The 26,105-nt window shown below is 65.0% G+C and carries 25 protein-coding genes; 17 read left to right on the top strand and 8 right to left on the bottom strand.

The annotated features are described in order from the left end of the window. Window positions 1–46: 46 nt before the first annotated feature. From tsaD to CLM60_RS03790, 5 genes are read left to right on the top strand one after another with little or no spacing between them, the layout of a single operon-like run. A complete protein-coding gene (gene tsaD / locus CLM60_RS03810; protein ID WP_095588009.1) occupies window positions 47–1,147 on the top strand; it encodes a tRNA (adenosine(37)-N6)-threonylcarbamoyltransferase complex transferase subunit TsaD in 1,101 nt (366 codons plus the stop codon). Further along, the gene (locus CLM60_RS03805) at window positions 1,144–2,112 is read left to right on the top strand and encodes an NAD(P)H-dependent glycerol-3-phosphate dehydrogenase (protein ID WP_095587841.1); all 969 of its coding nucleotides are present in this window, start codon (window positions 1,144–1,146) and stop codon (window positions 2,110–2,112) included. Before tsaD ends, CLM60_RS03805 begins: the two co-directional genes overlap by 4 nt. Further along, window positions 2,109–2,390, top strand: a complete 282-nt coding sequence (locus CLM60_RS03800) for a YciI family protein (protein ID WP_095587840.1) — start codon at window positions 2,109–2,111, stop codon at window positions 2,388–2,390. Before CLM60_RS03805 ends, CLM60_RS03800 begins: the two co-directional genes overlap by 4 nt. After that, entirely contained in the window at window positions 2,390–2,809 is a 420-nt protein-coding gene (locus CLM60_RS03795) for an EVE domain-containing protein (protein ID WP_095587839.1), read from the top strand. The genes CLM60_RS03800 and CLM60_RS03795 overlap by 1 nt, the downstream gene beginning before the upstream one ends. A gap of 54 nt (window positions 2,810–2,863) precedes the next feature. After that, the gene (locus tag CLM60_RS03790) at window positions 2,864–3,259 is read left to right on the top strand and encodes a DUF1761 domain-containing protein (protein ID WP_095587838.1); all 396 of its coding nucleotides are present in this window, start codon (window positions 2,864–2,866) and stop codon (window positions 3,257–3,259) included. Between the two features lie 236 nt (window positions 3,260–3,495). On the opposite strand, the gene CLM60_RS03785 is transcribed toward CLM60_RS03790, so the two are convergent. Both CLM60_RS03785 and ahcY read right to left on the bottom strand, forming a co-directional pair. Continuing rightward, window positions 3,496–3,837, bottom strand: coding sequence for a DUF2853 family protein (locus CLM60_RS03785; protein ID WP_095587837.1), 342 nt, complete (start codon window positions 3,835–3,837; stop codon window positions 3,496–3,498). Window positions 3,838–4,008: 171 nt separating this feature from the next. Continuing rightward, the gene (gene ahcY / locus CLM60_RS03780) at window positions 4,009–5,403 is read right to left on the bottom strand and encodes an adenosylhomocysteinase (protein ID WP_095587836.1); all 1,395 of its coding nucleotides are present in this window, start codon (window positions 5,401–5,403) and stop codon (window positions 4,009–4,011) included. Window positions 5,404–5,560: 157 nt separating this feature from the next. Between ahcY and CLM60_RS03775 the strand changes: the two genes are divergently transcribed. Continuing rightward, window positions 5,561–6,154, top strand: a complete 594-nt coding sequence (locus CLM60_RS03775) for an HD domain-containing protein (RefSeq protein WP_095587835.1) — start codon at window positions 5,561–5,563, stop codon at window positions 6,152–6,154. On the opposite strand, the gene CLM60_RS03770 is transcribed toward CLM60_RS03775, so the two are convergent. The 3 genes from CLM60_RS03770 to CLM60_RS03760 form a co-directional block, all read right to left on the bottom strand. Then, the gene (locus CLM60_RS03770; RefSeq protein WP_095587834.1) at window positions 6,155–7,255 is read right to left on the bottom strand and encodes a glycosyltransferase family 61 protein; all 1,101 of its coding nucleotides are present in this window, start codon (window positions 7,253–7,255) and stop codon (window positions 6,155–6,157) included. A 10-nt stretch (window positions 7,256–7,265) separates the two neighbouring features. Next, window positions 7,266–7,820: an ActR/PrrA/RegA family redox response regulator transcription factor gene (locus CLM60_RS03765; RefSeq protein ID WP_095587833.1), complete on the bottom strand. Its 555-nt coding sequence runs from the start codon at window positions 7,818–7,820 to the stop codon at window positions 7,266–7,268. A gap of 71 nt (window positions 7,821–7,891) precedes the next feature. Further along, a complete protein-coding gene (locus CLM60_RS03760; RefSeq protein WP_095587832.1) occupies window positions 7,892–8,512 on the bottom strand; it encodes an SCO family protein in 621 nt (206 codons plus the stop codon). A gap of 92 nt (window positions 8,513–8,604) precedes the next feature. Here CLM60_RS03760 and regB point away from each other — a divergent pair, with 92 nt between their 5' ends. The 9 genes from regB to hslV all read left to right on the top strand — a co-directional run bounded on the left by regB (window position 8,605) and on the right by hslV (window position 21,215). Next, window positions 8,605–10,002: a sensor histidine kinase RegB gene (regB, locus tag CLM60_RS03755; protein WP_095587831.1), complete on the top strand. Its 1,398-nt coding sequence runs from the start codon at window positions 8,605–8,607 to the stop codon at window positions 10,000–10,002. An 82-nt stretch (window positions 10,003–10,084) separates the two neighbouring features. Then, the gene (locus CLM60_RS03750; RefSeq protein WP_095587830.1) at window positions 10,085–11,662 is read left to right on the top strand and encodes a PAS-domain containing protein; all 1,578 of its coding nucleotides are present in this window, start codon (window positions 10,085–10,087) and stop codon (window positions 11,660–11,662) included. A 42-nt stretch (window positions 11,663–11,704) separates the two neighbouring features. Next, window positions 11,705–12,190 (top strand): tRNA (adenosine(37)-N6)-threonylcarbamoyltransferase complex ATPase subunit type 1 TsaE, encoded by a 486-nt coding sequence (gene tsaE / locus CLM60_RS03745; protein ID WP_095587829.1) that lies wholly within the window; start codon window positions 11,705–11,707, stop codon window positions 12,188–12,190. Beyond that, window positions 12,183–13,208, top strand: coding sequence for an aminoglycoside phosphotransferase family protein (locus CLM60_RS03740; protein ID WP_095587828.1), 1,026 nt, complete (start codon window positions 12,183–12,185; stop codon window positions 13,206–13,208). The genes tsaE and CLM60_RS03740 overlap by 8 nt, the downstream gene beginning before the upstream one ends. Further along, window positions 13,184–13,879, top strand: coding sequence for a nucleotidyltransferase family protein (locus tag CLM60_RS03735; RefSeq protein ID WP_095587827.1), 696 nt, complete (start codon window positions 13,184–13,186; stop codon window positions 13,877–13,879). Before CLM60_RS03740 ends, CLM60_RS03735 begins: the two co-directional genes overlap by 25 nt. Continuing rightward, the gene (addB, locus tag CLM60_RS03730; RefSeq protein ID WP_095587826.1) at window positions 13,872–16,817 is read left to right on the top strand and encodes a double-strand break repair protein AddB; all 2,946 of its coding nucleotides are present in this window, start codon (window positions 13,872–13,874) and stop codon (window positions 16,815–16,817) included. Before CLM60_RS03735 ends, addB begins: the two co-directional genes overlap by 8 nt. Then, window positions 16,807–20,190: a double-strand break repair helicase AddA gene (gene addA, locus CLM60_RS03725; RefSeq protein ID WP_095587825.1), complete on the top strand. Its 3,384-nt coding sequence runs from the start codon at window positions 16,807–16,809 to the stop codon at window positions 20,188–20,190. The genes addB and addA overlap by 11 nt, the downstream gene beginning before the upstream one ends. 36 nt (window positions 20,191–20,226) lie before the next feature. Continuing rightward, window positions 20,227–20,547: a thioredoxin gene (gene trxA, locus CLM60_RS03720; RefSeq protein WP_036556232.1), complete on the top strand. Its 321-nt coding sequence runs from the start codon at window positions 20,227–20,229 to the stop codon at window positions 20,545–20,547. A gap of 110 nt (window positions 20,548–20,657) precedes the next feature. Then, entirely contained in the window at window positions 20,658–21,215 is a 558-nt protein-coding gene (gene hslV, locus CLM60_RS03715) for an ATP-dependent protease subunit HslV (protein WP_095587824.1), read from the top strand. A gap of 3 nt (window positions 21,216–21,218) precedes the next feature. Here the strand turns inward: hslV and CLM60_RS03710 are convergent, their stop codons facing one another. Continuing rightward, complete coding sequence (locus CLM60_RS03710; protein WP_095588008.1) at window positions 21,219–21,893, bottom strand: 5'-methylthioadenosine/S-adenosylhomocysteine nucleosidase; 675 nt, start codon at window positions 21,891–21,893, stop codon at window positions 21,219–21,221. 130 nt (window positions 21,894–22,023) lie between these two features. Between CLM60_RS03710 and hslU the strand changes: the two genes are divergently transcribed. Together hslU and CLM60_RS03700 are read left to right on the top strand one after the other, a co-directional pair. Continuing rightward, window positions 22,024–23,331 carry an ATP-dependent protease ATPase subunit HslU gene (gene hslU, locus CLM60_RS03705; RefSeq protein WP_095587823.1) on the top strand — a complete coding sequence of 436 codons (1,308 nt, stop codon included), beginning with the start codon at window positions 22,024–22,026 and terminating at the stop codon, window positions 23,329–23,331. Between the two features lie 54 nt (window positions 23,332–23,385). Further along, window positions 23,386–24,489: an alpha/beta hydrolase gene (locus tag CLM60_RS03700; RefSeq protein WP_141246453.1), complete on the top strand. Its 1,104-nt coding sequence runs from the start codon at window positions 23,386–23,388 to the stop codon at window positions 24,487–24,489. Here CLM60_RS03700 and CLM60_RS03695 read toward each other — a convergent pair whose 3' ends face one another. Both CLM60_RS03695 and mltA read right to left on the bottom strand, forming a co-directional pair. Then, a complete protein-coding gene (locus tag CLM60_RS03695; protein ID WP_095587821.1) occupies window positions 24,490–25,077 on the bottom strand; it encodes a Smr/MutS family protein in 588 nt (195 codons plus the stop codon). It lies immediately after the preceding gene. Continuing rightward, a complete protein-coding gene (mltA, locus tag CLM60_RS03690) occupies window positions 25,074–26,102 on the bottom strand; it encodes a murein transglycosylase A (protein ID WP_095587820.1) in 1,029 nt (342 codons plus the stop codon). The genes CLM60_RS03695 and mltA overlap by 4 nt, the downstream gene beginning before the upstream one ends. Window positions 26,103–26,105 lie beyond the last annotated feature (3 nt).

Here is a 26,105-nt window from a genome sequence, read left to right as displayed (position 1 = left end):
ATCCTCTCGGTGTTACCTGCGGGGGGAAAGGCGCGCAATGGCTGTGATGAAACATGAAACTCTGACCGTTCTGGGGATCGAAAGCAGCTGCGACGATACCGCGGCGGCGGTGGTGCGGCTGGCCCCCGATGGGCGCGCGCAGATCCTGTCCAGCGTTGTCGCCGGCCAGACCGAGCTGCACGCGGCCTTTGGCGGGGTCGTGCCCGAACTGGCCGCCCGCGCCCATGCCGAAAAGCTGGATCTGTGCGTCGAAACCGCGCTGCAACAGGCCGAGCTGGACCTGCGCGCGCTGGATGCCATCGCGGTCACCGCCGGGCCGGGGCTGATCGGCGGGGTGCTGTCGGGGGTGATGTGCGCCAAGGGGCTGGCCGCCGGATCGGGCCTGCCGCTGGTGGGGGTCAATCACCTGGCCGGGCATGCGCTGACGCCGCGCCTGACCGACGGGCTGGAATTTCCCCATTTGATGCTGCTGGTCTCGGGCGGGCATTGCCAGTTTCTGCGCGTTGATGGCCCACAGGATTTCACCCGCCTGGGCGGCACAATCGATGACGCCCCGGGCGAGGCGTTCGACAAGACCGCGCGGCTTTTGGGGCTGGACCAGCCCGGCGGCCCGGCGGTTCAGCGCGAAGCCGCATCGGGGGACGAGAAACGCTTTGCCTTTCCGCGCCCGCTGCTGGACCGGCCGGGATGCGACATGTCGTTTTCAGGGCTGAAAACCGCGCTGCTGCGGGCGCGCGACGCGGTGGTGACGGAAAAAGGCGGGCTGACCCGACAGGACCGCGCCGATCTGTGCGCCGGGTTTCAGGCCGCAGTGCGCGATGTGCTGATGGAAAAGACGCGCCGCGCGCTGGCGGGTTTCGCGGGCCCGATCGCGGCCCAACCCACCCTGGCCGTGGCCGGCGGCGTGGCTGCGAATACCGCCATTCGGGCCGGGTTAGAGACACTTTGCACCGATCTGGGCGTGCGCTTTCTGGCGCCCCCGCTGGCGCTTTGTACTGACAATGCCGCCATGATCGCCTGGGCCGGGATCGAACGGTTCCGCATGGGTGCGCGCGATGACATGACCCTGTCGGCGCGGCCGCGCTGGCCGCTGGATGAGCGCAGCCCGGCATTGCTGGGGTCGGGCAAGAAAGGGGCCAAGGCATGAGCGAAATCGCGGTGATCGGCGCCGGGGCCTTTGGCTCGGCCCTGGCCGTGGCGCTGGCCCGCGATGGGCGCAAGGTGGCGCTTTGGGGGCGCGATGCCGCCCAGATGGAAACCATCGCGCAGACCCGCCAGAACACCCGCGCGCTGCCGGGCATCGACCTGCCCGAAGGGGTCACCGCGATGCCGGATCTGGCACAGGCGGCGCGGGCCGAAACCTGTTTGCTGGCGGTGCCGATGCAATCGCTGGCGGGCTTTCTGGCCGAACATTGGGATCTGTTCCGGGGCAAGGCGCTGGTCGCCTGTTGCAAGGGCGTCGACCTGACAACCGGGCAGGGGCCCAGTGCTGTTATCACCACAGCCCTGCCCGATGCGCGGCCCGCGATCCTGACCGGGCCCAGCTTTGCCGCCGATATCGCCCGCGGCCAGCCCACCGCGCTGACGCTGGCCTGCGCCGACGAGGCGCTTGGCACCGCCCTGCAACAGCAGCTTTCGACCGCCAGTTTAAGGCTCTATCTCAGCCCGGATGTGGCCGGGGCCGAGCTAGGCGGCGCGCTGAAGAACGTGATCGCGATTGCCGCCGGGCTGGTGATCGGGGCGGGCTATGGCGACAGTGCGCGCGCCGCGCTGATGACCCGTGGCTTCGCCGAGATGCAGCGTTTCGCGCTGGCCCGTGGTGCGCGGGCCGAGACGCTGGCCGGGCTGTCGGGGCTGGGCGATCTGATCCTGACCTGCACATCCGACCTGTCGCGGAATTTCTGCTTTGGCCGCGCCCTGGGCCGGGCCGAGGGGTTCGATCCCACCATCACCGTCGAAGGCGCCGCAACGGCCCGCGCGGTGGACCGGTTGGCCACCGAACAGGGCATCGACATGCCCATCACCCGCATGGTGACGGCGGTTATTGACCATCGTTGCAGCATTGCCGATGCTGCCGCCGACCTGTTTTCCCGCCCATTGAAAAAGGAATGACGATGCCGCTTTTCGCCGTGATCTGCACCGACAAGCCCGGTGCGCTGGAGCTGCGCAAATCCAACCGCCAGGCCCATCTGGACTATATCGAAAGCACCGGTGTCGTGCAGCAGGCCGGCCCGTTCCTGGATGCCGAAGGCGCGATGTGCGGCTCTTTGCTGATCCTCGATGTCGCTGACATGACGGCGGCGCGCGCCTGGGCGGACAGCGATCCTTATGCACAGGCTGGCGTCTTCGCCGATGTGCGGATCGAAACATGGAACAAGGTGGTCGGCTGATGCAGTACTGGTTGTTCAAATCCGAGCCCAACACCTGGAGCTGGGATCAGCAGGTCGCGCGTGGCGACAAGGGCGAGGAATGGGATGGTGTGCGCAATTACCAGGCGCGCAACAACATGCGCGCGATGGAGATCGGCGATCGCGGGTTTTTCTATCACTCGATGAAGGAAAAGGCGATTGTCGGCGTGGTCGAGGTCATCGCCAAGGCCCACCCCGACAGCACCACCGACGATCCGCGCTGGGAATGCGTGGATATCAAGGCCATCGGCCCGGTCGAAACACCCGTCACGCTGGACATGTGCAAGGCCGAGCCGCGGCTGGAAAAGATGGTGCTGGTCAACAACTCGCGCCTGTCGGTGCAGCCGGTGTCCGCCGAGGAATGGGCGGTGGTCTGTGAAATGGCCGGCATCGCGCCCTAGGCAGATCGGTTTTTATCCGGCACTCTTTCCGCAGGATGCGCGAAAGGACATGCCATGAGTTGGATTTCCGTGATTGTCGCCGCCCTGGCCAGCTATGGGTTCGGGGCGGTCTGGTACATGACGCTGGCCCGTCCCTGGATGAAGGCGGCGGGGGTCGCGGCGGATGAAACCGGCAAGCCTGTGACCGATGCCGGGCCGATGCCCTATGTCATTGCGATTTTCTGCTCGCTTCTTGTGGCCGGCATGATGCGCCATGTGTTCGAACTCAGCGGGATCGACACCGCCGGGGCGGGGGCCGTTGCCGGGCTTGGCCTGGGTCTGTTCATCGCCGCGCCATGGATCGCCACGAACTATGCCTTTGCCGACCGGCCGATGAAGCTGACGCTGATCGACGGGGGATATGCGACGCTGGGCTCGACCCTCATGGGGCTGATCCTGGGCATTTTCTGATCCGGTAGGGACGAGAAAGCGACGGGGGGCCACGTCCACCGGGCCCCCCATCTTTCCACATGCACCCTTGCGCACCACATGTGTTCTATGAAAGCCCGGCCTTTTGGCCCGTTACTCAAGGCATAGCGCAATCGGCGCCCGCCTGAAAGAAATTAGTCCCGAAAATATGTTTAAAAACAATCGGAAATGAAAAACGCCCGCTGGAAGGCGGGCGCTTGAACCTCATGGGTCGGGGATCAGCCGTAGACCGATTCCTTGCCGAAATGCTTGGTCAGCATGTAATAGATCACCGCGCGATACTTGTTCCGCTCGGACCGGCCATAGGTTTCGATCACCGAATTGATCGCTTCCATCAGCTGCGGGCCATCCGCCAGGCCCAGCTTCTTGACCAGGAAGTTGCTCTTGACCGTTTCCAGCTCGCCATCCTGCGAAGCCGCGACGGTCGAGGCGTCGGCGTTATAGATCGACGGACCACAGCCGATGGTCACCTTGGTCAGCAGGTCCATGTCCGGCTCCATCCCGCATTTCGTGCGCAGGTCGTCGGCGTATTTTGCGATCAGATCGTCTCGTTTGCCCATGAATAGTCTCCCAGTTTTTACCGAGCCAGAGGGTATGCCGAAATCCGGTCGCAAAAAAGGAAAAGATTTCGCGGTTTTCCCCGCAAATCGGCACAAGCGCGCGAAATTCCGCGCTTGTGTCACTGTTTCGGCAAAACCCGGCGCAAAAGGCCCGGGTCGGGGAACGCTGTCCTAGTAGCGATAGTGATCGGGCTTGAACGGACCTTCGGGCGTGACGCCGATATAATCGGCCTGTTCGGTCGAAAGCGTCGTCAGCTTCACGCCGATCTTCTGCAGATGCAGGCGCGCGACCTTTTCATCCAGATGCTTGGGCAGGACATAGACCTTGTTTTCGTACTGGTCGCCCTTGGTGAACAGCTCGATCTGGGCCAGAACCTGGTTGGTGAAGGACGCCGACATCACGAAGGACGGGTGCCCGGTGGCGTTGCCCAGGTTCAGCAGCCGCCCTTCGGACAGCAGGATCATGCGGTTGCCCGAGGGCATCTCGATCATGTCCACCTGGTCCTTGATATTGGTCCATTTGTGGTTCTTCAGGTTGGCCACCTGAATTTCATTGTCGAAATGGCCGATATTCCCGACGATGGCCATGTCCTTCATCTCGCGCATATGCTCGATGCGGATCACGTCCTTGTTGCCGGTGGTGGTGATGAAGATATCGGCGGTCGGCGCCTCGTCTTCCAGCGTCGTCACCTCGAACCCGTCCATCGCGGCCTGAAGCGCGCAGATCGGGTCGACCTCGGTCACCTTGACGCGGGCACCGGCACCGCGCAGCGACGCGGCCGACCCCTTGCCCACGTCGCCATAGCCGCAGACAACCGCGACCTTGCCCGCCATCATCGTATCGGTGGCGCGGCGGATTCCGTCGACCAGGCTTTCCTTGCAGCCGTACTTGTTGTCGAATTTCGACTTGGTCACGCTGTCATTCACGTTGATCGCCGGGAAGGGCAGGTGGCCTTTTTCCATCATCTGGTACAGACGATGCACGCCGGTGGTGGTTTCCTCGGTCACGCCCTGGATCATGTGGCGCTGCTTGGTGAACCAGCCGGGGGTTTCGGCCAGGCGCTTCTTGATCTGGGCGAAGAGCGCGACCTCTTCCTCGCTGGTGGGGGTGTCGATCAGGCCGGTTTCACCTTCTTCGACCCGCGCGCCCAACAGGATGTACAGCGTCGCGTCGCCGCCATCGTCCAGGATCATGTTGCAGCCGCCGTCCTCGAACTGGAAGATCTTGTCGGCATAGTCCCAGTATTCTTCCAGAGTTTCGCCCTTGATGGCGAAAACCGGGATACCGGCGGCGGCGATTGCGGCGGCGGCGTGGTCCTGGGTGGAAAAGATGTTGCACGAGGCCCAACGCACATCCGCGCCCAGCGCGACCAGCGTTTCGATCAGAACCGCGGTCTGGATCGTCATGTGCAGCGATCCGGCGATCCGCGCGCCTTTCAGCGGCTTGGTGTCACCGTATTCTTCGCGCAGGGCCATCAGACCCGGCATTTCGGTTTCGGCGATATCCAGCTCCTTGCGCCCGAAATCGGCCAGCGAAATGTCTTTGACGATGTAATCTGTGGTCATGGGACCCGCTCCGTTTGGACAGCTTGTTGGGCGGCCACATAGCACCCGGACCGGGGCGCGGCAACTCGCGACGCGGGATTCCGCGCCGGTCGGGCGGATTTACAGTTTCCCCGGGACGGGCTAGCACCGGAACAAAGACGAAACGAGGGAGAGTCGCATGGCCAAGGAACCCCGCGCCTGGCAACGGATGCTGTCGGGCCGGCGGCTGGATCTGCTGGATCCGACGCCGGTGGATATCGAGATCGACGATATCGCCCACGGGCTGGCCTTTGTCGCGCGCTGGAACGGGCAGACGCGGGGCGATTTCGCCTATTCCGTGGCCGAACATTCTCTGCTGGTCGAAGAGATTTACGGCAGAATAGTGCCTGATTGCCCGCCGAAATGGCGGTTGGCCGCGTTGCTGCACGATGCCCCGGAATATGTGATCGGCGATATGATTTCCCCGGTAAAAGCGGCCGTCGGCCCGGCCTATGGCGCGCTGGATGACCGGCTGGCGGTGGCGATCCATGTGCGCTTCGGCCTGCCCGCGACGGTGCCGGTACGGGTCAAGAAACAGATCAAGCGGGCCGACAGGATTTCGGCCTGGCTGGAGGCCACCCAGATCGCGGGTTTCACCAAGACCGAGGCTGACAAGTTTTTCGGCAAACCCGCGCCCGCGCTGACCGAAGGGCTGGAAATCCGGCTGCGCCCCCCGGTCGAGGTGCGCAATGCCTATGTCGCGCGGCACGCCGATCTGCTGGCGCGGATCTGATCAGAACTGCCAGGGGACATAGGCCTTGTCCCCGGTCAGGCCCTTATCCTCGAATACCTGCGCGCGCTCGGTATCGGTGACCGGCTCCCACACGGGTCCATCGCCGATAAAGCCGTTCTGGCGCAGCGCCTGTTGCAGCAGGGGCAGATCCAGCTCGCCAAATGACATGCGGCTGGCGCGTTTCTTGTCCGGCGGCAGCCATTCGCAGCGCAGCGCCTTGATCACCAGCGGCGCGCGTCCGGTAAAGCTGGTGATGTGGGTTATCAGGTTGCCCACCACATTCGACGATCGCCGCAACACCATCGCCACCTGTTGTTCCGGCCGCCCCACCATCGCGAACATGTGCAGCGCCGATCCGTCGCCCGCAATCACCTGTTCCGCCGCCTTGTAGCGGGCGATCTGGGTGCGCATGTCGTGCTTTTGCGGGTGAAACACCTGGTACCCATGATCGGTCAGATAGGTTTCGAACTTTTCCTCGCCCATCATGCCGCCGCGCTTGCCGCTCAGGGCCGAGCGCGAGATGTACAGCCGTTTCGGCCCATCGGGCGCGACATCGGCGCCGAAACGGTCGTGAAATGCGGCACGAAAAGGCTCTGTTCCAGCCGAAATCGCCCCAAGGCCAAAGCCCTGTCCCGGCAGCACGATCTGTTCGACGCGATGCGGTTCGGCCAGCACCCGGATCGGCAGGTCGCTGTCCATAAGCGCGATGAAGGTGCGCTGAAACTCGTGCACCTGATCGCCCAGACGGGGGCGTTTGGGCATGAACAGGATGCCATCCAGCGGCGCGGCACGATCCAGCGCCCAAAGCCGCGATGTGCTTTCGGCCAGGAAATGCCCGAAATGCGCCCACAGAACCCCGCCCCACAGCCAACGGCCCTTCAGCTCGGGCAGTGGCCCCTTGGGCGGGTCGGGCTGCACGGTGATCGGCTTTCCGCCCCGCCACAACGCCCCGCGCAGGGCGTATTTGCCATCTTCGCGCAGGATACCGGCGGGCTGCACCATGTCGGATTTCAGCGGCGGCACCACGGTGGCGTTCTTCAGCGTGACGATTTCCGTCGACCAGCCGCCATCGGGTTCGGGTTTGATGTCGGCCCGGGCCATGCAGGGCGTCCTATCGCGGGCTGCGCTTGGCCAGAATGCGCTGCAAGGTACGGCGATGCATGTTCAGCCGCCGCGCGGTTTCCGAAACATTGCGGTCACATTGTTCGTAGACACGCTGGATATGCTCCCACCGGACCCGGTCGGCCGACATCGGGTTTTCCGGCGGCGGCGGCAGGATCTCGTCCCCGGCCAGCAGCGCGGCGGTGATGTCATTGGCGTCGGCGGGCTTGGACAGGTAATCGGTCGCGCCGATCTTGACCGCGGCCACCGCCGTTGCGATCGCGCCATAGCCGGTCAGGACGACAATCCGCGCCTCGGGCCGGTTTTCGCGCAGCGTTTCGACCACGTCCAGCCCGTTGCCATCCTCAAGCCGCAGGTCGACCACCGCATAGGCGGGCGGGTTGCTTTTGGCGATGGCCTTGCCCTCGGCCACCGAACCGGCGGTGAAGGTCTCGAAGCCACGCTTTTCCATGGCGCGAGCCAGGCGGCGCAGGAACGGTTCGTCGTCATCCACCAGAAGCAGCGATCTGTCTTCACCGATGTCCTGCAGCACGTTTTCCGCCATACGGCTCCCTCCTCGAACCCACGAGATATTTGAATTGTTCTAGGGTGTTCTGTGCAGGGGGTCAAACGCCGTCACTGTGCATCGACATAGCACGCCACACGGTCGGCCATCTGTTCGGGCGTCAGTTCGCGTTGAAAATATTCGACGAATCCCTCTTCGGGGAAAACCAGATAGGTAAAGGTCGAATGGTCGATCAGGTAATATTCCTCTTCGGGATCGCGGATATTGTAATAGGTGCGATAGGCGGTCGAAGCGGCCTTGATCTGTTCGGGGCTGCCGGTCAGGCCGACCATCTTGGGATGCATGTATTCGGCGAATTCGGCCATCACCTCGGGCGTGTCGCGCTTGGAATCCACGCTGATGAAGATCGGGGTGACGTCATAGCCGCGCTCCTCCAGCAGGGTCACGGCCTCGGCATTGCGGGCGTTGTCCAGCGGGCAGACATCGGGGCAGAACGTATAGCCGAAATAAAGCAGCGACGGCCCAGTGATCACATCAGTGTCCGTCACCGTTTGGCCATCCCCGTTCACCAGGGTAAAGGGCCCGCCGATGGCGCCGCTGCCCCCGGCCACCTTGTTGACCCGGCACTGGGCGTATTTGTCATCGGGTGCGCCCGGAACGGCGAAATAGAACGCAATGGCCAACAGGGCCAGAACCGCGGCTGCGGCGATTGCGGCGGAAATCTTGGTCATGGCATCCTCTTTAGATCTGCGGGCATGTGTTGATCCCCCGAACGGGCCAGAGTTACAAGGGAACAACATGCCGCAATCAAGTTAGTACGAAAATGGTGGAAACAAGACGCATCGGTCTGCTGGGACCGGCCGACCGCAGCCAGTGGATCCGCCTGCGCACGCTGATCTGGTTGCGGTGGGTCGCCATCGCGGGGCAGGTCATCGCGATTTCCATCGCGCAGTTCGTTCTGGGGTTCGAGCTGAATATCGGCCTGTGCTTTCTGGCCGTGGGTGCGGCGGTGGTGGCCAACCTGGTGGCGATTTCGATCCACCCCGAAAACAAGCGCCTGTCCGAGATCGAAGCGATTTACATGCTTCTGTTCGACATCTCGCAACTGGCATTCCTGGTCTATATGACCGGCGGGCTGAACAACCCGTTTGCGCTGTTGATCCTGACGCCGGTCACGATCTCGGCCATGGCCTTGCACCGTAATTCGACCCTGTTGCTGGGCGGAATCACGATTTTCCTGACCACGCTGATCGGCCTGTTCGGCAAACCTCTGCGGGATGCGTCGGGTTTCGTGGTCGAGCTTCCGGGGATATTCCTGACGGGGTTCTGGGTCGCCATCGTGATCGGCGTGATCTTTCTGGGCGTCTATGCAGCGCGCGTCACGTCCGAGATCAATTCGATGTCGGACGCGCTTCTGGCGACCCAGATGGCCCTGGCGCGCGAGCAGAAGCTGACCGATCTGGGCGGCGTGGTGGCCGCCGCCGCGCACGAGCTGGGCACCCCGCTGGCCACGATAAAGCTGGTCAGTTCCGAGCTGATCGAGGAGCTTTCGGAAAATGCCGAGCTGCGCGAGGATGCGGTGCTGATCGGGCAACAGGCCGACCGGTGCCGCGATATCCTCAGGTCGATGGGGCGGTCGGGCAAGGATGACCTGTTGATCCGCAGTGTGCCGGTCACACAGCTGGTACAGGATTCGGCCGAACCGCATCAGCGGCGCGGCAAGCTGCTGCATTTCGATTCCGGCGCGATGGGCGACGCGACGCAGCTGGTGCCCAACATCCAGCGCCGCCCCGAGATCGTGCACGGGCTGCGCAACCTGGTGCAGAATGCGGTCGATTTCGCGCGTGCCAATGTGTGGATCGACATCTTCTGGACCGATGACCGTATCGGCGTGCGTATCACCGATGACGGTGCGGGATTTCCGTTGTCGGTTCTGGGGCGCATCGGCGATCCCTTCGTCAGCCGGCGCAACCAGCGGGCCGATGCCAGCCACCGGCCGGAATATCAGGGGATGGGGCTGGGCCTGTTCATCGCGAAGACGCTGCTGGAACGGTCCGGGGCCGAGCTGACCTTTGCCAACGCGACCAACCCGCGCGACACCGATGCGCGCCCCGAACGCTGCGGCGCGATCGTCGAGGTGATCTGGCCCCGCGCCGCCATTGGCACCACCGCCAGCCGGGACGAGGCCGGCCTGGGCCACAATGAACCGATCGAAAGCTGATCCGGCCACAGTCTTAACCGCCGGTTAACCATTCTGCCCAATGACTCAACCCGAAGGCGTGTAACGGGTTTGGGATCGGGAATTGGACTGGGTATTTGCACTGACCATCGTGGCGACATCGTTTCTGACCGCATTGGCGGCGTTGCTGGGGGTTTCGATGACGCCCGCGGGCATCAGGCTGCCCTGGGCGCGGCGGGCCCAGATGCAATCGGACGAGACCGTCTTTCTGTTCGATCAGGGCGTTCTGATCGACGCCACGCCCAGCGCGCGCAAGCTGATCAGCCAGGGTCCGCATGATCTGGACGACTGGCACCGGCTGAATGCGCTGCTGGCGCCGCGCTTTCCCGATTTCGCCGACAGCATGTCCAAGCTCGCCGAAACTGGCGTCGCAGTGATCGAAGAGCTGGCCGGCCCCGCGATGATCCGCGCCCGCTGGCTTAGCGGGGTGGCGCGAATCACGTTGACGGAACCCGACGGGCGCGAGGGGCTGGCCGATATCGACACCCAAAGCCTGGCCGCGCTGAACAGCGAACTGGACGTGCTGCGCCGGGTGGCGGCCAATATTCCCACGCTGGTCTGGCAACAGAACGCGCAGGGCGATGTGACATGGGCCAACCGTGCCTATCTGCGGCTGGCCGAAACCACCCTGCGCGAGGAAGAAAGCCTGATCTGGCCATTGCCGCGCCTGTTCGCGTCCCAGGACCTGCCGTTGCCCGATCAGGACCGACAGCCCCGGCGGGCCTCGATCCGCATTCCGGATACCGGCCTGCAATGGTTCGATTGCGTCGCCCTGACCGAAGCCGAAGGGCGGCTGTTCTTTGCCCTGCCCGCCGATGCCACGGTGCGCGCGGAATCCTCGTTGCAGAATTTCGTCCAGACCCTGACCAAGACCTTTGCCGGGCTGCATATCGGGCTGGCGGTGTTCGACCGGGCGCGGCGGCTGGTGCTGTTCAACCCTGCGCTGACCGACCTGTGCACGCTCGAGGCGGAGTTCCTGATCGCGCGGCCGACGCTGTTTTCCTTCCTCGACCGGCTGCGCGAAAAGCAGATGATCCCCGAGCCCAAGGACTACAAGGGGTGGCGCAAGCGCATGGCCGATCTGGAGGCCGAAGCCGCCAATGGCGTGTTCCAGGAAACCTGGACCATGCCCACCGGCCAGACCTATCGCGTGACGGGGCAGCCGCATCCAGATGGCGCCGTGGCCTTCCTGTTCGAGGATATCACGACCGAGATTACCCTGACCCGCCGGTTCCGCGCCGAGTTGGAACAAAACCAGGCGGTGATCGACAGTCTGGACGATGCGATTGCCGTGTTTTCGCCCGCCGGTGTGATGACGCTGACCAATGCCGCCTATGTCCGGATGTGGGGCGGCGATCCGACCGAAACCCTTGGCAATTTCACCGTGACGGACGCCTGCCGCGTCTGGGCCGAGACTTGCGAGCCGGCCTCGGCCTGGCGCGAGATCACGACCTATGCCACGCGGATGGACAAACGGACGCCCAAGGCGCTCAGGCTGTATGCCAGCAACGGTGCGCTGCTGACATGCCGGCTGAAACCGGTTGCGGGCGGGGGGACGTTGGTGGCCTTTGGCAAAGCGGCCGTCGGTGACGCCGATCCGGGTCTGGGCCGGCGGCTGACGCTTTCTGCGCCACAGGATTGATCGCCCCTTGCGGGTGACGGGGCAGGCGTTAAAACTTGCGCCATGCCAGCCGACACGCCGCTTCTCTCGACCGTTCTGCACAGCGAAGCCGACACCGCGCGTCTGGCCCGCCGGGTGGCGCCGATGCTGCGGCCCGGCGATGTGATCCTGCTTGAGGGGCCGATCGGCGCGGGCAAATCGCTGTTTGCGCGCGCGCTGATCCAATCGCTGCTGACCACGCCCGAAGACGTGCCCTCGCCGACCTTCACCTTGGTCCAGACCTATGCGACACCGGATTTCGAAATCTGGCACGCCGACCTCTATCGGCTGGGCAGCCCGGACGAGGTGATCGAGCTGGGCCTGATCGATGCGTTCGACACCGGGGTCTGCCTGATCGAATGGCCCGACCGCCTGGGCGAGATGACGCCGGAAAACGCGGTCACCCTGCGCCTCTCGCATGGCGACCAGCCCGACGACCGACAGCTGACGGTCTTCGCCACCGACCCCCGCTGGCAGGCCCTGGCGAAGGAGGTTCAGCCGCATGTCTGACACCCGCGACAACGCGCTGCGGCGTTTCCTGCAGAACACCGGCTGGGCCGAGGCCGCGCGCCACGCGCTGGCCGGCGATGCCTCAAGCCGCCGGTACGAACGTCTGGCCCGACCCGATGGCGCCGCGGCGGTTCTGATGGATGCGCCCCCGCACAAGGGCGAGGATATCGCGCCCTTCATCGCCATCGACACCCATCTGCGGCAACTGGGACTAAGCGCCCCGGCGATCTTTGGCGAAGACCGCGAGAATGGCTTCCTTCTGCTCGAGGATCTGGGTGACGCGCTGTTCGCGCGGGTCGCCCAGACCGATCCCGGGATCGAACCCGAAATCTATGGCGCGGCGGTCGACCTGCTGGCCGATCTGCACACCCATCCCGCCCCTGCGGGGATCGCACGCTATGACGCCGGGCTGATGACAACGCTGTCGGCGCTGGCCTTCGATTGGTACCTTCCCGCGGCCAAAGCCGAAGACGCGCCCGCCAAAGCCGTGCTTTCAGCCATGTTCGAGCCGCTTTTGACCGAAATCGCCACGACGCCGGATGTGCTGATCCTGCGCGATTACCATGCCGAAAACCTGCTTTGGCTGCCAGAACGGCAGGGGCTGGCGCGGGTCGGTCTGCTGGATTTTCAGGACGCGATGGCGGGGCATCGGGCCTATGACCTGGTCTCGTTGCTGGAAGACGCGCGGCGCGATGTGCCCGCCGACCTACGACAGGCGCTTTTCGACCGCTATGTCGCGCGGACCGGGCAGGACCCACAGGCCTTCGCCACCGCCGCCGCCGTGATCGCGGCCCAACGCAACCTGCGGATCGTCGGCGTTTTCGCGCGGCTTTGCTGCCGCGATGGCAAGCCGGGTTATGTCGATCTGCTGCCACGTGTCTGGGCGCATCTGATGGCCGATCTGGCCCACCCGGCACTGCACAAGGTCCGGGAGCTGGTCCTGACCCATCTGCCGCCCCCCGACGAAACCGTTCGCAACAGGATCAAGGGCGCATGCGCAAAACTCCAGACGCGTTGATGATGTTCGCGGCCGGTTTCGGCACGCGCATGGGTCCGCTGACCCGCGACACGCCCAAACCGCTGATCAAGGTGGCGGGAAAGCCGCTGCTGCAACATGCGCTGGACATCGTTGATCGGGCCGATCTGTCGACGGTGGTGGTCAACACGCATTACCACGGCAATCAGATCGCGGCCTATCTGCGCGACCGCCCGGTCACGATCTCGGACGAAAGCCCGGCGCTGCTGGATACCGGCGGCGGGCTGAAACAGGCCTTGCCGCATCTGGGCATGGATCCGGTTTTCACGATGAACACCGACGCGGTCTGGTCGGGCGACAACCCGCTGGCACAGCTGGCGCGGGCGTGGGACCCGGACAAGATGGATGCGCTACTGCTGCTGGTGCCGCGGGAAAATGCCATCGGCCACACCGGCGCAGGGGATTTCACCCTTTCACCGGGCGGGCGGCTGAACCGCGGGCCGGGCCATGTCTATACCGGGGTGCAGATCCTGCGGACCGAGGGGCTGGCCACCATCGCCGACCCGATCTTTTCGCTGAACCTGCTGTGGGATTCCATGCTGGTGGACGAACGCATCTTTGGCGTCGTGCATCAGGGCCAGTGGTGCGACGTGGGGCATCCCCAGGGGATTACCCTGGCCGAACAGATGCTGTCCGGTGCGGGCGATGTTTGACCCCGCGACACCGCGGCTTTTCGGGATACCGCCGGGGCTGGATTTTTCGGAAACCCTGGTTTCCGGGCTGGAACAGAGACTGATTTCAGCGCCGCCGCAGGATTGGGCACGGGTGCATCTGATCGTGAACACGCATCGGATGAAACGCCGTCTGCGCGAGGTTTTTGACACCGGCCCGGAGCGGCTGCTGCCACGGGTTTCCGTGGTCACCGATCTGGCGAACGATCTGTCGCTGCCCGAACTGCCCCCGGCGGCTTCGGGGCTGGGCAGGCGGCTGGAGCTGATGCGTCTGGTCGATCGCCTGACCCGGCAAGAGCCCGAGCTTGCGCCGCGCTCGGCCCTGTTCGACCTGTCCGACCTGCTGGCCGGGCTGCTGGACGAGTTGCAGGGCGAGGGCGTGTCGCCCCGGGCGCTGCACGATCTGGATGTCAGCCATCTGGCGGCGCATTGGCAGCGCACCCGCCGCTTCGTCGAAATCGCCGAGGCCTATCTGGCCGCCACCGGCACCGATGCGCTGGACCCCGAGGCGCGGCAGCGTCAGGCGGTTCAGGCGTTGATCGCACGCTGGACCGATGCGCCGCCCGACAATCCGGTGATCCTGGCCGGATCGACCGGCTCGCGCGGGACGACCGCGCTGTTGATGCAGGCCGTCGCGCGGCTGCCACAGGGGGCCGTGGTTCTGCCGGGGTTCGATTTCGACCAACCCGCCACCGTCTGGCAGGCGCTGAACCGGCCCAGCTCGGGCGAGGATCACCCGCAGTACCGCTTTGCCTATCTGGCCCGCGCCCTGGACATCCCGCCAACGGATATTCACCCGTGGACCGGGAAAACAGGCCCTGATCCGGCGCGAAATGCCCTGATCTCGCTGGCGCTGCGGCCAGCGCCGGTCACCGATCAATGGCTGCGGGACGGGCCGGGTTTGCCGGATCTGCCCACCGCCACGCGCAACATGACCCTGATCGAGGCGCCATCCCCGCGAGCCGAGGCGCTGTCCATCGCGCTGTGTCTGCGCAACGCCGCTGAGGAGGGCAAAACCGTCGCGCTGGTGTCGCCCGACCGCAACCTGACGCGCCAGGTCACCGCCGCGCTGGACCGGTGGGGCATCCTGCCCGATGACAGCGCGGGCACGCCGCTGCATCTGACGGCGCCGGGGCGTTTCCTGCGCCTGATCGCGGAACAGGTCGGGCAAAGGCTGACGCCGGTCAGCCTGTTGTCGCTTTTGACCCATCCGCTGACCGCCACCGGGTCCGACCGGGGCCAACACCTGCTTTGGACGCGCGAGCTGGAGCTGGAATTGCGGCGCAATGGCCCGGTGTTTCCGGCCGGCCCCGACCTGATCGGCTGGGCCGAAAGCCGCAAAGACGCGGATCATCGCGTGGTCTGGGCCAACTGGTTGGCCGGGCTGATCGACGGTCTTTCGGATGCCGAAGAACGCCCTCTTTGCGCCCATGTCGACACCCATATGGCCCTGGCCGAAGCACTGTCGGCCGGTCCCGACGGCAACATCGGCGATCTGTGGAAGGAAGAGGCCGGCGCCGAAGCCAGAGCCGCTTTCGATCAGCTTGCCGCCGAGGCGACGGATGATTTTTCGCTGTCGAACTTTGACTATTCCAGCCTGATTTACGGTTATCTGTCGGGGAAAGAGGTGCGGCTGCCCGCGCAGACTCATCCCCGGATCATGATCTGGGGCACGCTCGAGGCACGGGTGCAATCCGCGGACCTGATCGTGCTGGGCGGCCTGAACGAGGGCAGCTGGCCCGCCCAGCCCGCGCCCGATCCGTGGCTGAGCCGCGACATGCGGCAACGGCTGGGTCTTTTGCTGCCGGAACGGCGGATCGGCCTGTCGGCGCATGACTTCCAACAGGCCGTCTGTGGCCCCGCCGTGGTGCTGACCCGTGCCACCCGCGACGCCGAGGCCGAGACCGTGCCCGCGCGCTGGATCAATCGGCTGACCAACCTGTTGGCGGGCCTGCCCGATCAGGGCGGCGACCGCGCGCTGGAACAGATGCGTGCCCGTGGGGACGCGTGGGTCGCGCTGGCCCGGGTGCTGGAAACCCCGCTTGCGCCCGTCGCCCCCAGCCCGCGCCCGTCGCCCAACCCGCCAGCCCACATCCGCCCCGAGCGTCTGTCGGTCACGCGGATTCAGACGCTGATCCGCGATCCTTATGCGATCTATGCCGGGTATATCCTGCGACTGCGCCCGCTGGATCCGTTGTTGCCGCAACCCGATGCCCCACTGCGCGGCACGATCCTGCACGCGGTGATGGAGCGTTTCGTGGCATCAGACATCGACCCCGCCGACCCGATGGCGGTTCAGGGGCTGCTGTCGATTGCCGACGCGGTGCTGTCGGCCGAGGCGCCCTGGCCCGCAGCCCGGCAGATGTGGCGCGCGCGCCTGACACGGGTGGCGCGGGCCTTTGTCGCCGACGAGATACGCCGGCAAAGCGAAGGCAACTGGGTCGCGTTGGAACGAAAAGGCTCTGTTACACTGCAAAACGGCTTTCAGCTAAGTGCCGAGGCCGACCGGATCGACCGTTTGAATGCCGGCGGGCTGGTCATCTATGACTATAAAACCGGGACCCCGCCGTCCGAGAAGACGGTCAAGGCATTCGACAAGCAATTGCTGCTAGAGGCCGCGATGGCAGAGCGGGGCGGTTTCGACGATTTGCCGCCCGAGCCGGTTTCCCGCGTCGCCTATATCGGGCTGGGCGCGAAGCCCGGCGTGTCGGAAATCCCGCTGGAGCCCGGCCTGATCGCAAAGACCTGGGCAGATCTGGAAACGCTGATCGACCGCTATCGCAATCCGCAACAAGGCTATGCCGCGCGGCGCATGCTGTTCAGCCGCCGCGACGAAACCGATTACGATCAACTGTCGCGATTCGGCGAATGGGACGAAAGCATGCCCCCACAGGTGATGAGGGTCGGCGATGAAACGTGACGCAGCCACCGAGCGGCAGGTGCAGGCCGCCGATCCCGGCGTATCGACCTGGCTATCGGCGAATGCGGGGTCGGGCAAGACCCGGGTGCTGACCGACCGGGTGGCGCGGCTTTTGTTGCAGGGGGTCGATCCGCAACAGATCCTGTGCCTGACCTATACCAAGGCCGCGGCGAGCGAGATGCAGAACCGGCTGTTCCAGCGGCTGGGCGCCTGGGCGATGCTGGACGATGCGGCGCTGTCCAATCAACTGGACACGTTGGGTGCGGATGGCGCGGCCACTGGCGACCGGCTGGCGACGGCGCGGCGACTGTTTGCGCAGGCCATCGAGACCCCCGGCGGGCTGAAGATCCAGACGATCCATTCGTTCTGCGCCGCGATCCTGCGGCGTTTTCCGCTGGAGGCCGGGGTCAGCCCGCAGTTCGTCGAGATGGACGACCGCGCGGCGCATAGGCTGCGCAGTGAAATCGTCGAAGAGATCGCCGAGGGGCCGCAGGCCGGGGTGTTCGCCGACCTTGTGCAGGTGTTCACCGGCGACAGTCTGGATCAGCTTTTGGCTGAGATCGTTAAGTATCGCGCGCTGTTTCCCGGATCACCCGATCCGGATCTGATCTGGAAACAGCTGGATCTGCCCCCCGGATACGACGAGGTAGATTTGCTGGCTGAGGTCTGGGATGGCTCCGAGGAGGATTGGTGGCCCGAGATGCTGTCCGCGATGGCCATTGGTAAACCGACCGACGTCGGCAATGCCGAAAAGCTGCGCGCAGTGACCCCCGGCGGTGCCGAACTTTCCGTTCTGGAATCCGTTTTCCTGACCGGCGCAAAGGCCAAAGAGCCGTTTTCCGCCAAGATAGGCACGTTTCCGACCAAGGCGACACAGGCCGCACTGGCACCGCATATGCCAGACATCGAGGCGCTAATGGCCCGAGTCGAACAGGTGCGGCCGCGCCGCCTGGCGCTGATCGCGGCGCGCAAGACGCTGGCGCTGCATGGGTTCGCGCGGGCGTTCCTGACCGAATATGCCGCGCGCAAGCACCGGCATGGGTGGCTGGATTTCGACGATCTGATCCTGCGGACCCGCGACCTGTTGGCCGATCCCGGCGTCGCGGAATGGGTGCTTTACCGGCTGGATGGCGGCATCGCGCACATCCTGGTGGACGAGGCACAGGATACCAGCCCCGAACAATGGCAGGTGATCACCGCGCTGGCGCAGGAATTCACCGCCGGGCAGGGCGCGCATACCGACCGCGCCCGGACGATTTTCGTCGTAGGGGACAAGAAACAGTCGATCTATTCCTTTCAGGGTGCCGACCCCGAGGGTTTTGACCGGATGAAAGAACACTTCCGGCAGAAGCTTGGCGATATCGCGATCGCACTGGCCGATCTGCAGCTGGAATACTCCTTTCGCTCGGCCGAGGCGATCCTGAACCTGGTGGATTGCTGTTTTCCCGAAAACGACCGGCGCGGGCTGGGGCAGGAACAGTTGCACCGCGCGTTTCGCGCCGATCTGCCGGGGCGGGTCGATCTGTGGCCGGTGATCGACAAGGTCGCAGAGCCCGATCCCCCGCATTGGTCGGACCCGGTCGATCTGTTGGCGCCGGAACACCATTCTGTGCAGCTGGCCGAGGCGGTTTCGGCTGAAATAGAGACGATGATCGCCCGTGGGGACCGGATTGCGGATCGTGACGGCATGCGCCCGGTGCGGCCCGGGGATTTCCTGATCCTGGTACAGCGGCGCTCGGACCTGTTTCACGAGATGATCCGCGCGTGCAAGGCGCGCGGGTTGGCGATCGCCGGGGCGGACCGGCTGAAGATCGGCGGCGAACTGGCGGTCAAGGATCTGACCGCGCTGCTGTCGTTCCTGGCCACGCCCGAGGACAGCCTGTCGCTGGCCGTCGCCCTGCGCTCGCCGCTGTTCGGCTGGGACGAGGGGCGGCTTTACGATCTGGCGGCGGCCCGGTCGGAAACCCATCTGTGGACGGCGTTCCGGAACCGGGTCGATCCGGCGGACCCGACCGCGCGTGTCCTGCATGCGCTGCGCGACGATACCGATTACCTGCGCCCGTTCGAGCTGTTGGACCGGATCCTGACCCGCCATGACGGGCGGCGTAACCTGATCGCGCGCCTGGGCCCCGAGGCCGAGGATGGCATCGACGCGCTGCTGGCGCTGGCGCTGGATTATGAACGCGGGCAGGTGCCCAGCCTGATCGGGTTCCTGTCCTGGCTGCAGACCGAGGATGTCGAAATCAAGCGCCAGCATGACGGCAACAGCGACGAGATCCGCGTGATGACCGTGCATGGCGCCAAGGGGTTGGAGGCGCCGATTGTCATCCTGCCCGACACCGCCAAGCGCGACATCCGCATCCGTGACGAGATCCTGCGCGGACCCGGTGACCTGCCGATCTGGGGGCCGCGCGCCGATGAAAGCGGCGCACCGGTTCAGGCCCTGCGCGACGACCTGCGCGCCCGGCAAGAGGACGAGCGCCAGCGCTTGCTATACGTCGCGCTGACGCGGGCCGAACAATGGCTGATCGTCTGCGCCGCCGGCGATCTGGGCAAGGGCGAAAGCTGGTATCAGCGGATCGAAACGGGGATGGACCGTGCGGGCGCGGTCGAAGCGGATTTCCCGCTGGGGCGGGGCAAGCGGCTGGAAAGCGGCAACTGGTCTGGTGAAATTCAACAGATTTGTGAAATCACGCCAACCGCTTTGCCCGATATCCCCGGCTGGGCGCGCACCCCGATCGAAACACCGGCCCGTCCGCCCGCCAGCCTGGCGCCTTCGGATCTGGGCGGGGCAAAGGCGTTGTTCACCGCCCCCGGCGACGGGGACGAGGCGCTGTCGCTGATCCGGGGGCGTCACATTCACCTGTTGCTGGAACACCTGCCCGCCGCACCGCGCGCGGCATGGGCCGATCTGACCCCGCGCCTGTTGGCCCGCGCCTCGGACCCGGCCGATCCGGCGGATATCCCGGACCTGCTGGTCGAGGCCACAGGCGTGCTGGACGCACCTGATCTGGCCGCCGTTTTCGCACCCGATGCCCTGGTCGAGGTCGACCTGACCGCCAGCCTGCCCGAGCTGGACGGCACGCGGGTGCATGGGGCGGTCGACCGGCTGATTGTCTCCGATGACCGCGTGCAGGTGATCGATTTCAAATCGAACCTGGTCGTCCCGACCCGGGCCGACGACGTGCCCGAAGGCCTGTTGCGGCAAATGGGCGCCTATGCCGCGGCGCTGCGGCAGATATACCCGGGCAAACAGATCGAAACCGCGTTGCTGTGGACCCGGACCGCCACGCTGATGCCGCTGCCCGATGCGCTGATCACGGCCGCGTTACGCCGGGCGGGCCATCTTGACGATACCCGGCCGCCTGCCTAGGTTTCACACCCAACGCTTGTGCCAAGGAGAACCATCATGGCAACCGTCGCTGTCACCGACTCCACCTTTGACGCCGAAGTCAAGAATTCCGATATTCCGGTCGTCGTCGACTTCTGGGCCGAATGGTGCGGCCCCTGCAAACAGATCGGCCCCGCGCTGGAAGAGCTTTCGAACGAGCTCGACGGCAAGGTGAAGATCGTGAAGGTCAATGTCGACGAAAACCCGAACTCGCCCGCGCAGATGGGTGTTCGCGGCATCCCCGCGCTGTTCCTGTTCAAGGGCGGCGAGGTCGTGTCGAACAAGATCGGCGCCGCGCCCAAGGCCGCGCTGCAAAGCTGGATCGAGGAATCGATCTGAGCCACCGGCCTTGAGCCTGTCGATGGGGGCGCTTCGGCGCCCTTTTTCGTGGCCGCTTGTGCGCCCGGCCCGCAACCGCCATATAGGTCGAAACCCGTAAAGGAGGCCCCATGGCAGACGATCAATTCCCCGGTTGGCACGGCACCACCATCATCGGTGTAAAACGCGGCGACGAGGTCGTGATCGCGGGCGACGGGCAGGTCAGCCTGGGCCAGACCGTCATCAAGGGCACCGCGCGCAAGGTGCGCCGCCTGAGCCCCGGCGGGCATGACGTGGTGTGCGGCTTTGCCGGGTCGACGGCGGATGCCTTTACCCTGCTGGAACGGTTGGAGGCCAAGCTGGAAGCGACGCCCGGCCAATTGCAGCGCGCGGCGGTGGAACTGGCCAAGGATTGGCGCACCGACAAGTACCTGCAAAAGCTGGAAGCGATGCTGATCGTCAGCGACGGGGCCGAGATTTACGTGATCACCGGTGCGGGCGATGTTCTGGCGCCGGAACATGATGTTGCCGCCATCGGCTCGGGCGGGAATTTCGCGCTGGCCGCGGCGCGCGGGCTGATGGAAACCGACTTGTCGGCCGAGGATATCGCGCGCAAGGCGATGGCGATTGCCGCCGATATCTGCGTTTACACCAACGGCAACCTGACGGTCGAGAAGATCACGAAATAGGGTCTAACCCAGCGCAATTGGCCCCTGTTGCGCGCCGTAACCGGGCCAGTTCAGCCCGTCGCGCTCCAGCGCCGCGCCGATCCGGTCGACGATGGCCGCGAGCTTTTCGTCGATGATATGCAGGTATTCGGTCCAGTCGGTCACATCCGACAGCTCCGCATCGCCATCGGACACACCCCGCAGCGCAATCAGCGGCAGGTTAAACCGGTGACAGGTGCGCAGGATGGCAAAGGTTTCCATATCCACCATATCGGCGTCGATCCCGTCATAGGCCGCGCCCGACACGATATTTGCCCCGGTCGACAGGCTGGCCGTGGGCAGATCGGCCACCCGCAGCGGCAGGGGCAGCACCGCGGGCATGTCCAGGAACGGCGTGATCCCCTTTTCGAACCCCAGGGGAGAGGCATCCATGTCGCGATAGCCCACCTGTCCCACCTGATAGATATCGGTCTTGCGCAGCCTGGCCGACCCCGCCGAGCCAATGGAAATCACCAGATCCGGCGCGGCGCCGGCGGCGCGCATCTGAGCCAGCGCATGGGTCGTGGCAACCGCGCCCTCGACCGGGCCGACCCCGGTGATCAGCGGCGTGAAGCGTTCGCGCAGGTGCGGGCCATATTCCGGTTCCGCCGCCATCACAAACAATGCGGACACGTCGCCAAATCGGGTAAGTTCTGTCATTTTCGGGCCTTTGCTGCGCGGTCGGATGCCCCGATGTTTCATTGCCGGGGCACCGGGTTTCAAGCCCTTTGTGCTTGCGTTCGGCGCGATTGCCCTTACCTAAGTCCGGACAGATCAAAAGGGATGCAAAGTGACCGACCTGACCCCCCGCGAAATCGTCAGCGAGCTGGATCGTTTCATCATCGGGCAAAGGGACGCCAAGCGCGCCGTGGCCGTGGCGCTGCGCAACCGCTGGCGGCGCAAGCAGCTGTCGGCCGAGCTGCGGGACGAGGTCTATCCCAAGAATATCCTGATGATCGGGCCCACCGGCGTTGGTAAGACCGAGATCAGCCGCCGTCTGGCCAAGCTGGCCCGCGCGCCCTTCATCAAGGTCGAGGCAACGAAATTCACCGAGGTCGGCTATGTCGGGCGCGACGTGGAACAGATCGTGCGTGATCTGGTCGACGGCGCGATCGCCCAGACCCGCGAGTGGATGCGCGAGGATGTGAAAGCCGCCGCGCATCAGGCCGCCGAGGATCGCGTGATCGAGGCCATCGCCGGCACCGACGCCCGCGAGCAAACCCGCGAGATGTTCCGCCGCAAGCTGAAGGCGGGCGAGCTGGACGATACCATGATCGAGCTGGAGGTGGCCGACAACGCCAACCCGATGCCGATGTTCGAGGTCCCCGGCCAACCCGGTCAGATGGGCGGGATGATGAATATCGGCGATCTGTTCGGCAAGGCCTTTGGCGGGCGCACGGTGAAGAAGAAACTGACCGTCGCCGAAAGCTATGAGGTGCTGATCGGGGAAGAGGCCGACAAGCTGCTGGACGACGAAACCGTGAACCGCGCGGCACTGGAATCGGTACAGGAAAACGGCATCGTGTTCCTGGACGAGATCGACAAGGTCTGCGCGCGCCAGGATGTGCGCGGCGGCGATGTCAGCCGCGAGGGCGTGCAGCGTGACCTGCTGCCGCTGATCGAAGGCACGACCGTCAGCACCAAATATGGCCCGGTGAAAACCGATCATATCCTGTTCATCGCCTCGGGCGCGTTTCACATCGCCAAGCCCTCGGACCTGTTGCCCGAGTTGCAGGGGCGGTTGCCCATTCGGGTCGAGCTGCGCGCGCTGACCGAAGAGGATTTCGTGCGTATCCTGACCGAGACCGACAATGCGCTGACCCGGCAATATACCGCCCTGCTGGCCACGGAAGAGGTCACCGTGAGTTTTACCGATGACGGCATCGCCGCGCTGGCAAAAATCGCAGCGGACGTAAACCAAAGCATTGAAAACATTGGCGCCCGGCGGCTTTACACGATTATGGAGCGGGTGTTCGAAGACATCAGCTTTACCGCCCCCGATAAAGCGGGTGAAATCATCACCGTCGATGCCGCTTTCGTCGACGGGCATCTGGGTGCCCTGACGAAATCCGCCGATATGAGCCGTTACGTCTTGTGAGCCAGCGGTGATCTCTCCTAGGGTTCGGCCAACGCAACCCCCTTGGTGCCTGTCGTGACCCGGATCGTTTTCGCCTTTCTGCTGCTGCTGACCGCCTGTGGGCCGCGCCCCGATGTGACGGTCATGCCCGAGGCCGCGCAGGTCGGGCGGGTCGTGCCGGTGTTCTACAGCACGACCCGGGCGCAGGACCCCGATGGTGTGTTTCGCGGTCGGCGCAGCGCGGTGCCGGGCTATGGCAAGGTGGCGGTTTCGGTGCCGCCGGAACACCGCACCGGGCGGTTGGAGCTGAACGGGCGCAGACCCGATCCGCAGAAGCATTTCGTGACCGTCTCGGCCGATCAATATCCCGACCGGGCGGCGTTCCGGGCGGCGCTGGCACGGGCGCTGCGCGACAACCCGCAGGCCAAGCGCGAAGTGGCGCTGTTCGTGCATGGCTATAACAACACCTTCGGCGAGGGGGTCTATCGCGAGGCGCAGCTGGTCCACGATTTCCAGATCCCGTCGATTGTCGTGCATTACGCCTGGCCGTCGGCGGCGCACCCGCTGGGCTATGCCTATGACAGTGACAGCGCGCTGTTTGCGCGCGACGGGCTGGAAATGCTGATCCACGATGTCAACGCGGCGGGCGCTGAAACCGTGATCCTGATGGCGCATTCCATGGGCACCAACCTGGGGATGGAGGTCATGCGCCAGATGGCGATCCGCAAGCCGGGGGATGTCAGCCGGCTGATCGATGCGGTTTTCCTGATCTCGCCCGATATCGATGTCGATGTGTTCCGCAGCCAGGTCGCGCCGATCCGAAAGCTGCCCAGCCCCTTCGTGATCTTTAGTTCCGACCGCGACCGGGCGCTGAAACTGTCGTCGCGCATCAACGGCAACCGCAACCGGCTGGGCAACCTGGCCAGCGCCGATCTGGTGGCGGACCTGCCCTTGACGATGATCGACGTGACACAGTTCGGCGGCAATCGCGATCTGGGGCATTTCACGCTTGGGTCGTCACCCACATTGATCATGCTGGTGCGGAATCTGCCGGCGGTCGAACAGACATTCCGGCTGGACAGGTCGGGTCAGTCGGGGCTGGTGCCCGGTACGATCCTGACGGTTCAGAACGCCACGCAGATCATCCTGTCCCCGGCCGAGGCGGTTTTGTCACGCTGATCAGCGCCGCCGCAGATAGACGTAATAGGCGCCTTCGCCCCCGTGTTTGCGGCTGGCCGGCGTGACCTGTAGCACCATCGATCCCAGCGGCGGCTCGTCCAGCCAATGCGGCACCTGATGCCGCAACACCCCGCGACGCAGCGGGATCGGCCCGTCTTCGACCGCATCGCGGCCCTTGCCGGTGATCACCAGGATCAGCCGCTTGCCCTGGGCATGGGCGGCCATGACGAACCGGATCAGCGCCGGATGCGCCTGTGACAGGGTCATGCCGTGCAGGTCGATCCGCCCCTCGGGGTCGATCCGGCCCTTGCGTATCTTGGTGAATGTCTTCTTGTCCATCCGTACCGGCGCATGGGCCATCCGGGCCGAGATATCGGCCGCCACATCCACCGAAATCGGCGGCAGCGCGGCATTCTGGCCGGGGCGAAAGGCCGGGATGTCGACACGCGGACGCGCCGGTTTCTTCGGATCGGGGCGTTTCGGGGCGGTGTCGGGCCGGTCGGGGCGCATCGGCGTGGCGGTTTTCGCCACCTGACGCCACAGATCCAGATCCTCGTCGCTCAGCCCGCGCGGCCCGCGGCGCTTCATTCCCAACCGTCCGTGACAAGATCCAGCGCGCGGTCGATGGGCAACAGCACCACCATCCGCCCGGCATCGCGAATGCGGCCCGCTTCGCGACCGGCCTTGTCCCCCGTCCCGTAAAAGATATCCGCCCGCTGCGCCCCCTTGATGGCCGAGCCGGTATCCTGTGCGATCATCAAACGGCGCAACGGATCGCGGCCGCCTTTTTCGATCCAGACCGGCGCGCCAAGGGGGGTATAGAGCGGATCGACCGCGATGCTGCGCATGGCAGTGACCGACCGGTTCATCGCCCCCAGCGGGCCCTTTTCGGCGGGAAGGTTCCGCAATTCGCGGAAGAACACGAAAGATGGGTTGTGGTGCAGCAATTCCTGACCTTCGACCGGGTTGCGGCGCACCCAGTTCTTGATCACCTGCGCCGATACCTGATGCGGCTGGTACACCCCACGCCGCACCAGTTCCTGACCGATGGAACGATAGTCATGGCCATTCGCGGCGGAATAGCCCACGCGCAGCGCGGTTCCGTCGTTCAGACGCACGCGGCCCGACCCCTGGATCTGCAAAAAGAACGCCTCGACCGGGTCGTCGACCCAGGCGATCTCCAGCCCGCGCCCGGCCAGGATCTGCTGTGTCTCGATCTCGGCCCGGGAAAACCAGCGCGTGCCGTTCTGCAATTCGGGCGGCTTGCGATAAAGCGGGAACCGGAAAGGCCCGCCACGCCGCCGGGCGCCACGCAGTTCGGGTTCGAAATAACCGGTGAACAGCGCGGGTTCGGTGCCGCCGATCAACACCGGTTTGAAGAACAGCTCGAAGAACGTGCGGGCGTTTTTCTGTTCAGCGGCCAGCGCACAGATCGGCGCCCAATAGGGGCTGCGCAGATCCATGCAGGTTTCGGTGAACACCTGAAGCGCGGCGGCGTGATCGTCTTCGGCCCAGCCGGACAGATCCACGAATTCCAGGATTTCGACTTGTGCGGCTTTCACCGGGGCCACCGTGGACAGGGCAAGACAGACGGCTGCAACGAGCGCCCGCATGCC

The sequence above is a fragment of the Actibacterium ureilyticum genome, from assembly GCF_002285435.1.
GTDB lineage: Bacteria > Pseudomonadota > Alphaproteobacteria > Rhodobacterales > Rhodobacteraceae > Actibacterium_C > Actibacterium_C ureilyticum.
Note: the sequence above shows the minus strand (reverse complement) of the source record. Positions and strands in the feature narration are given on the sequence as shown.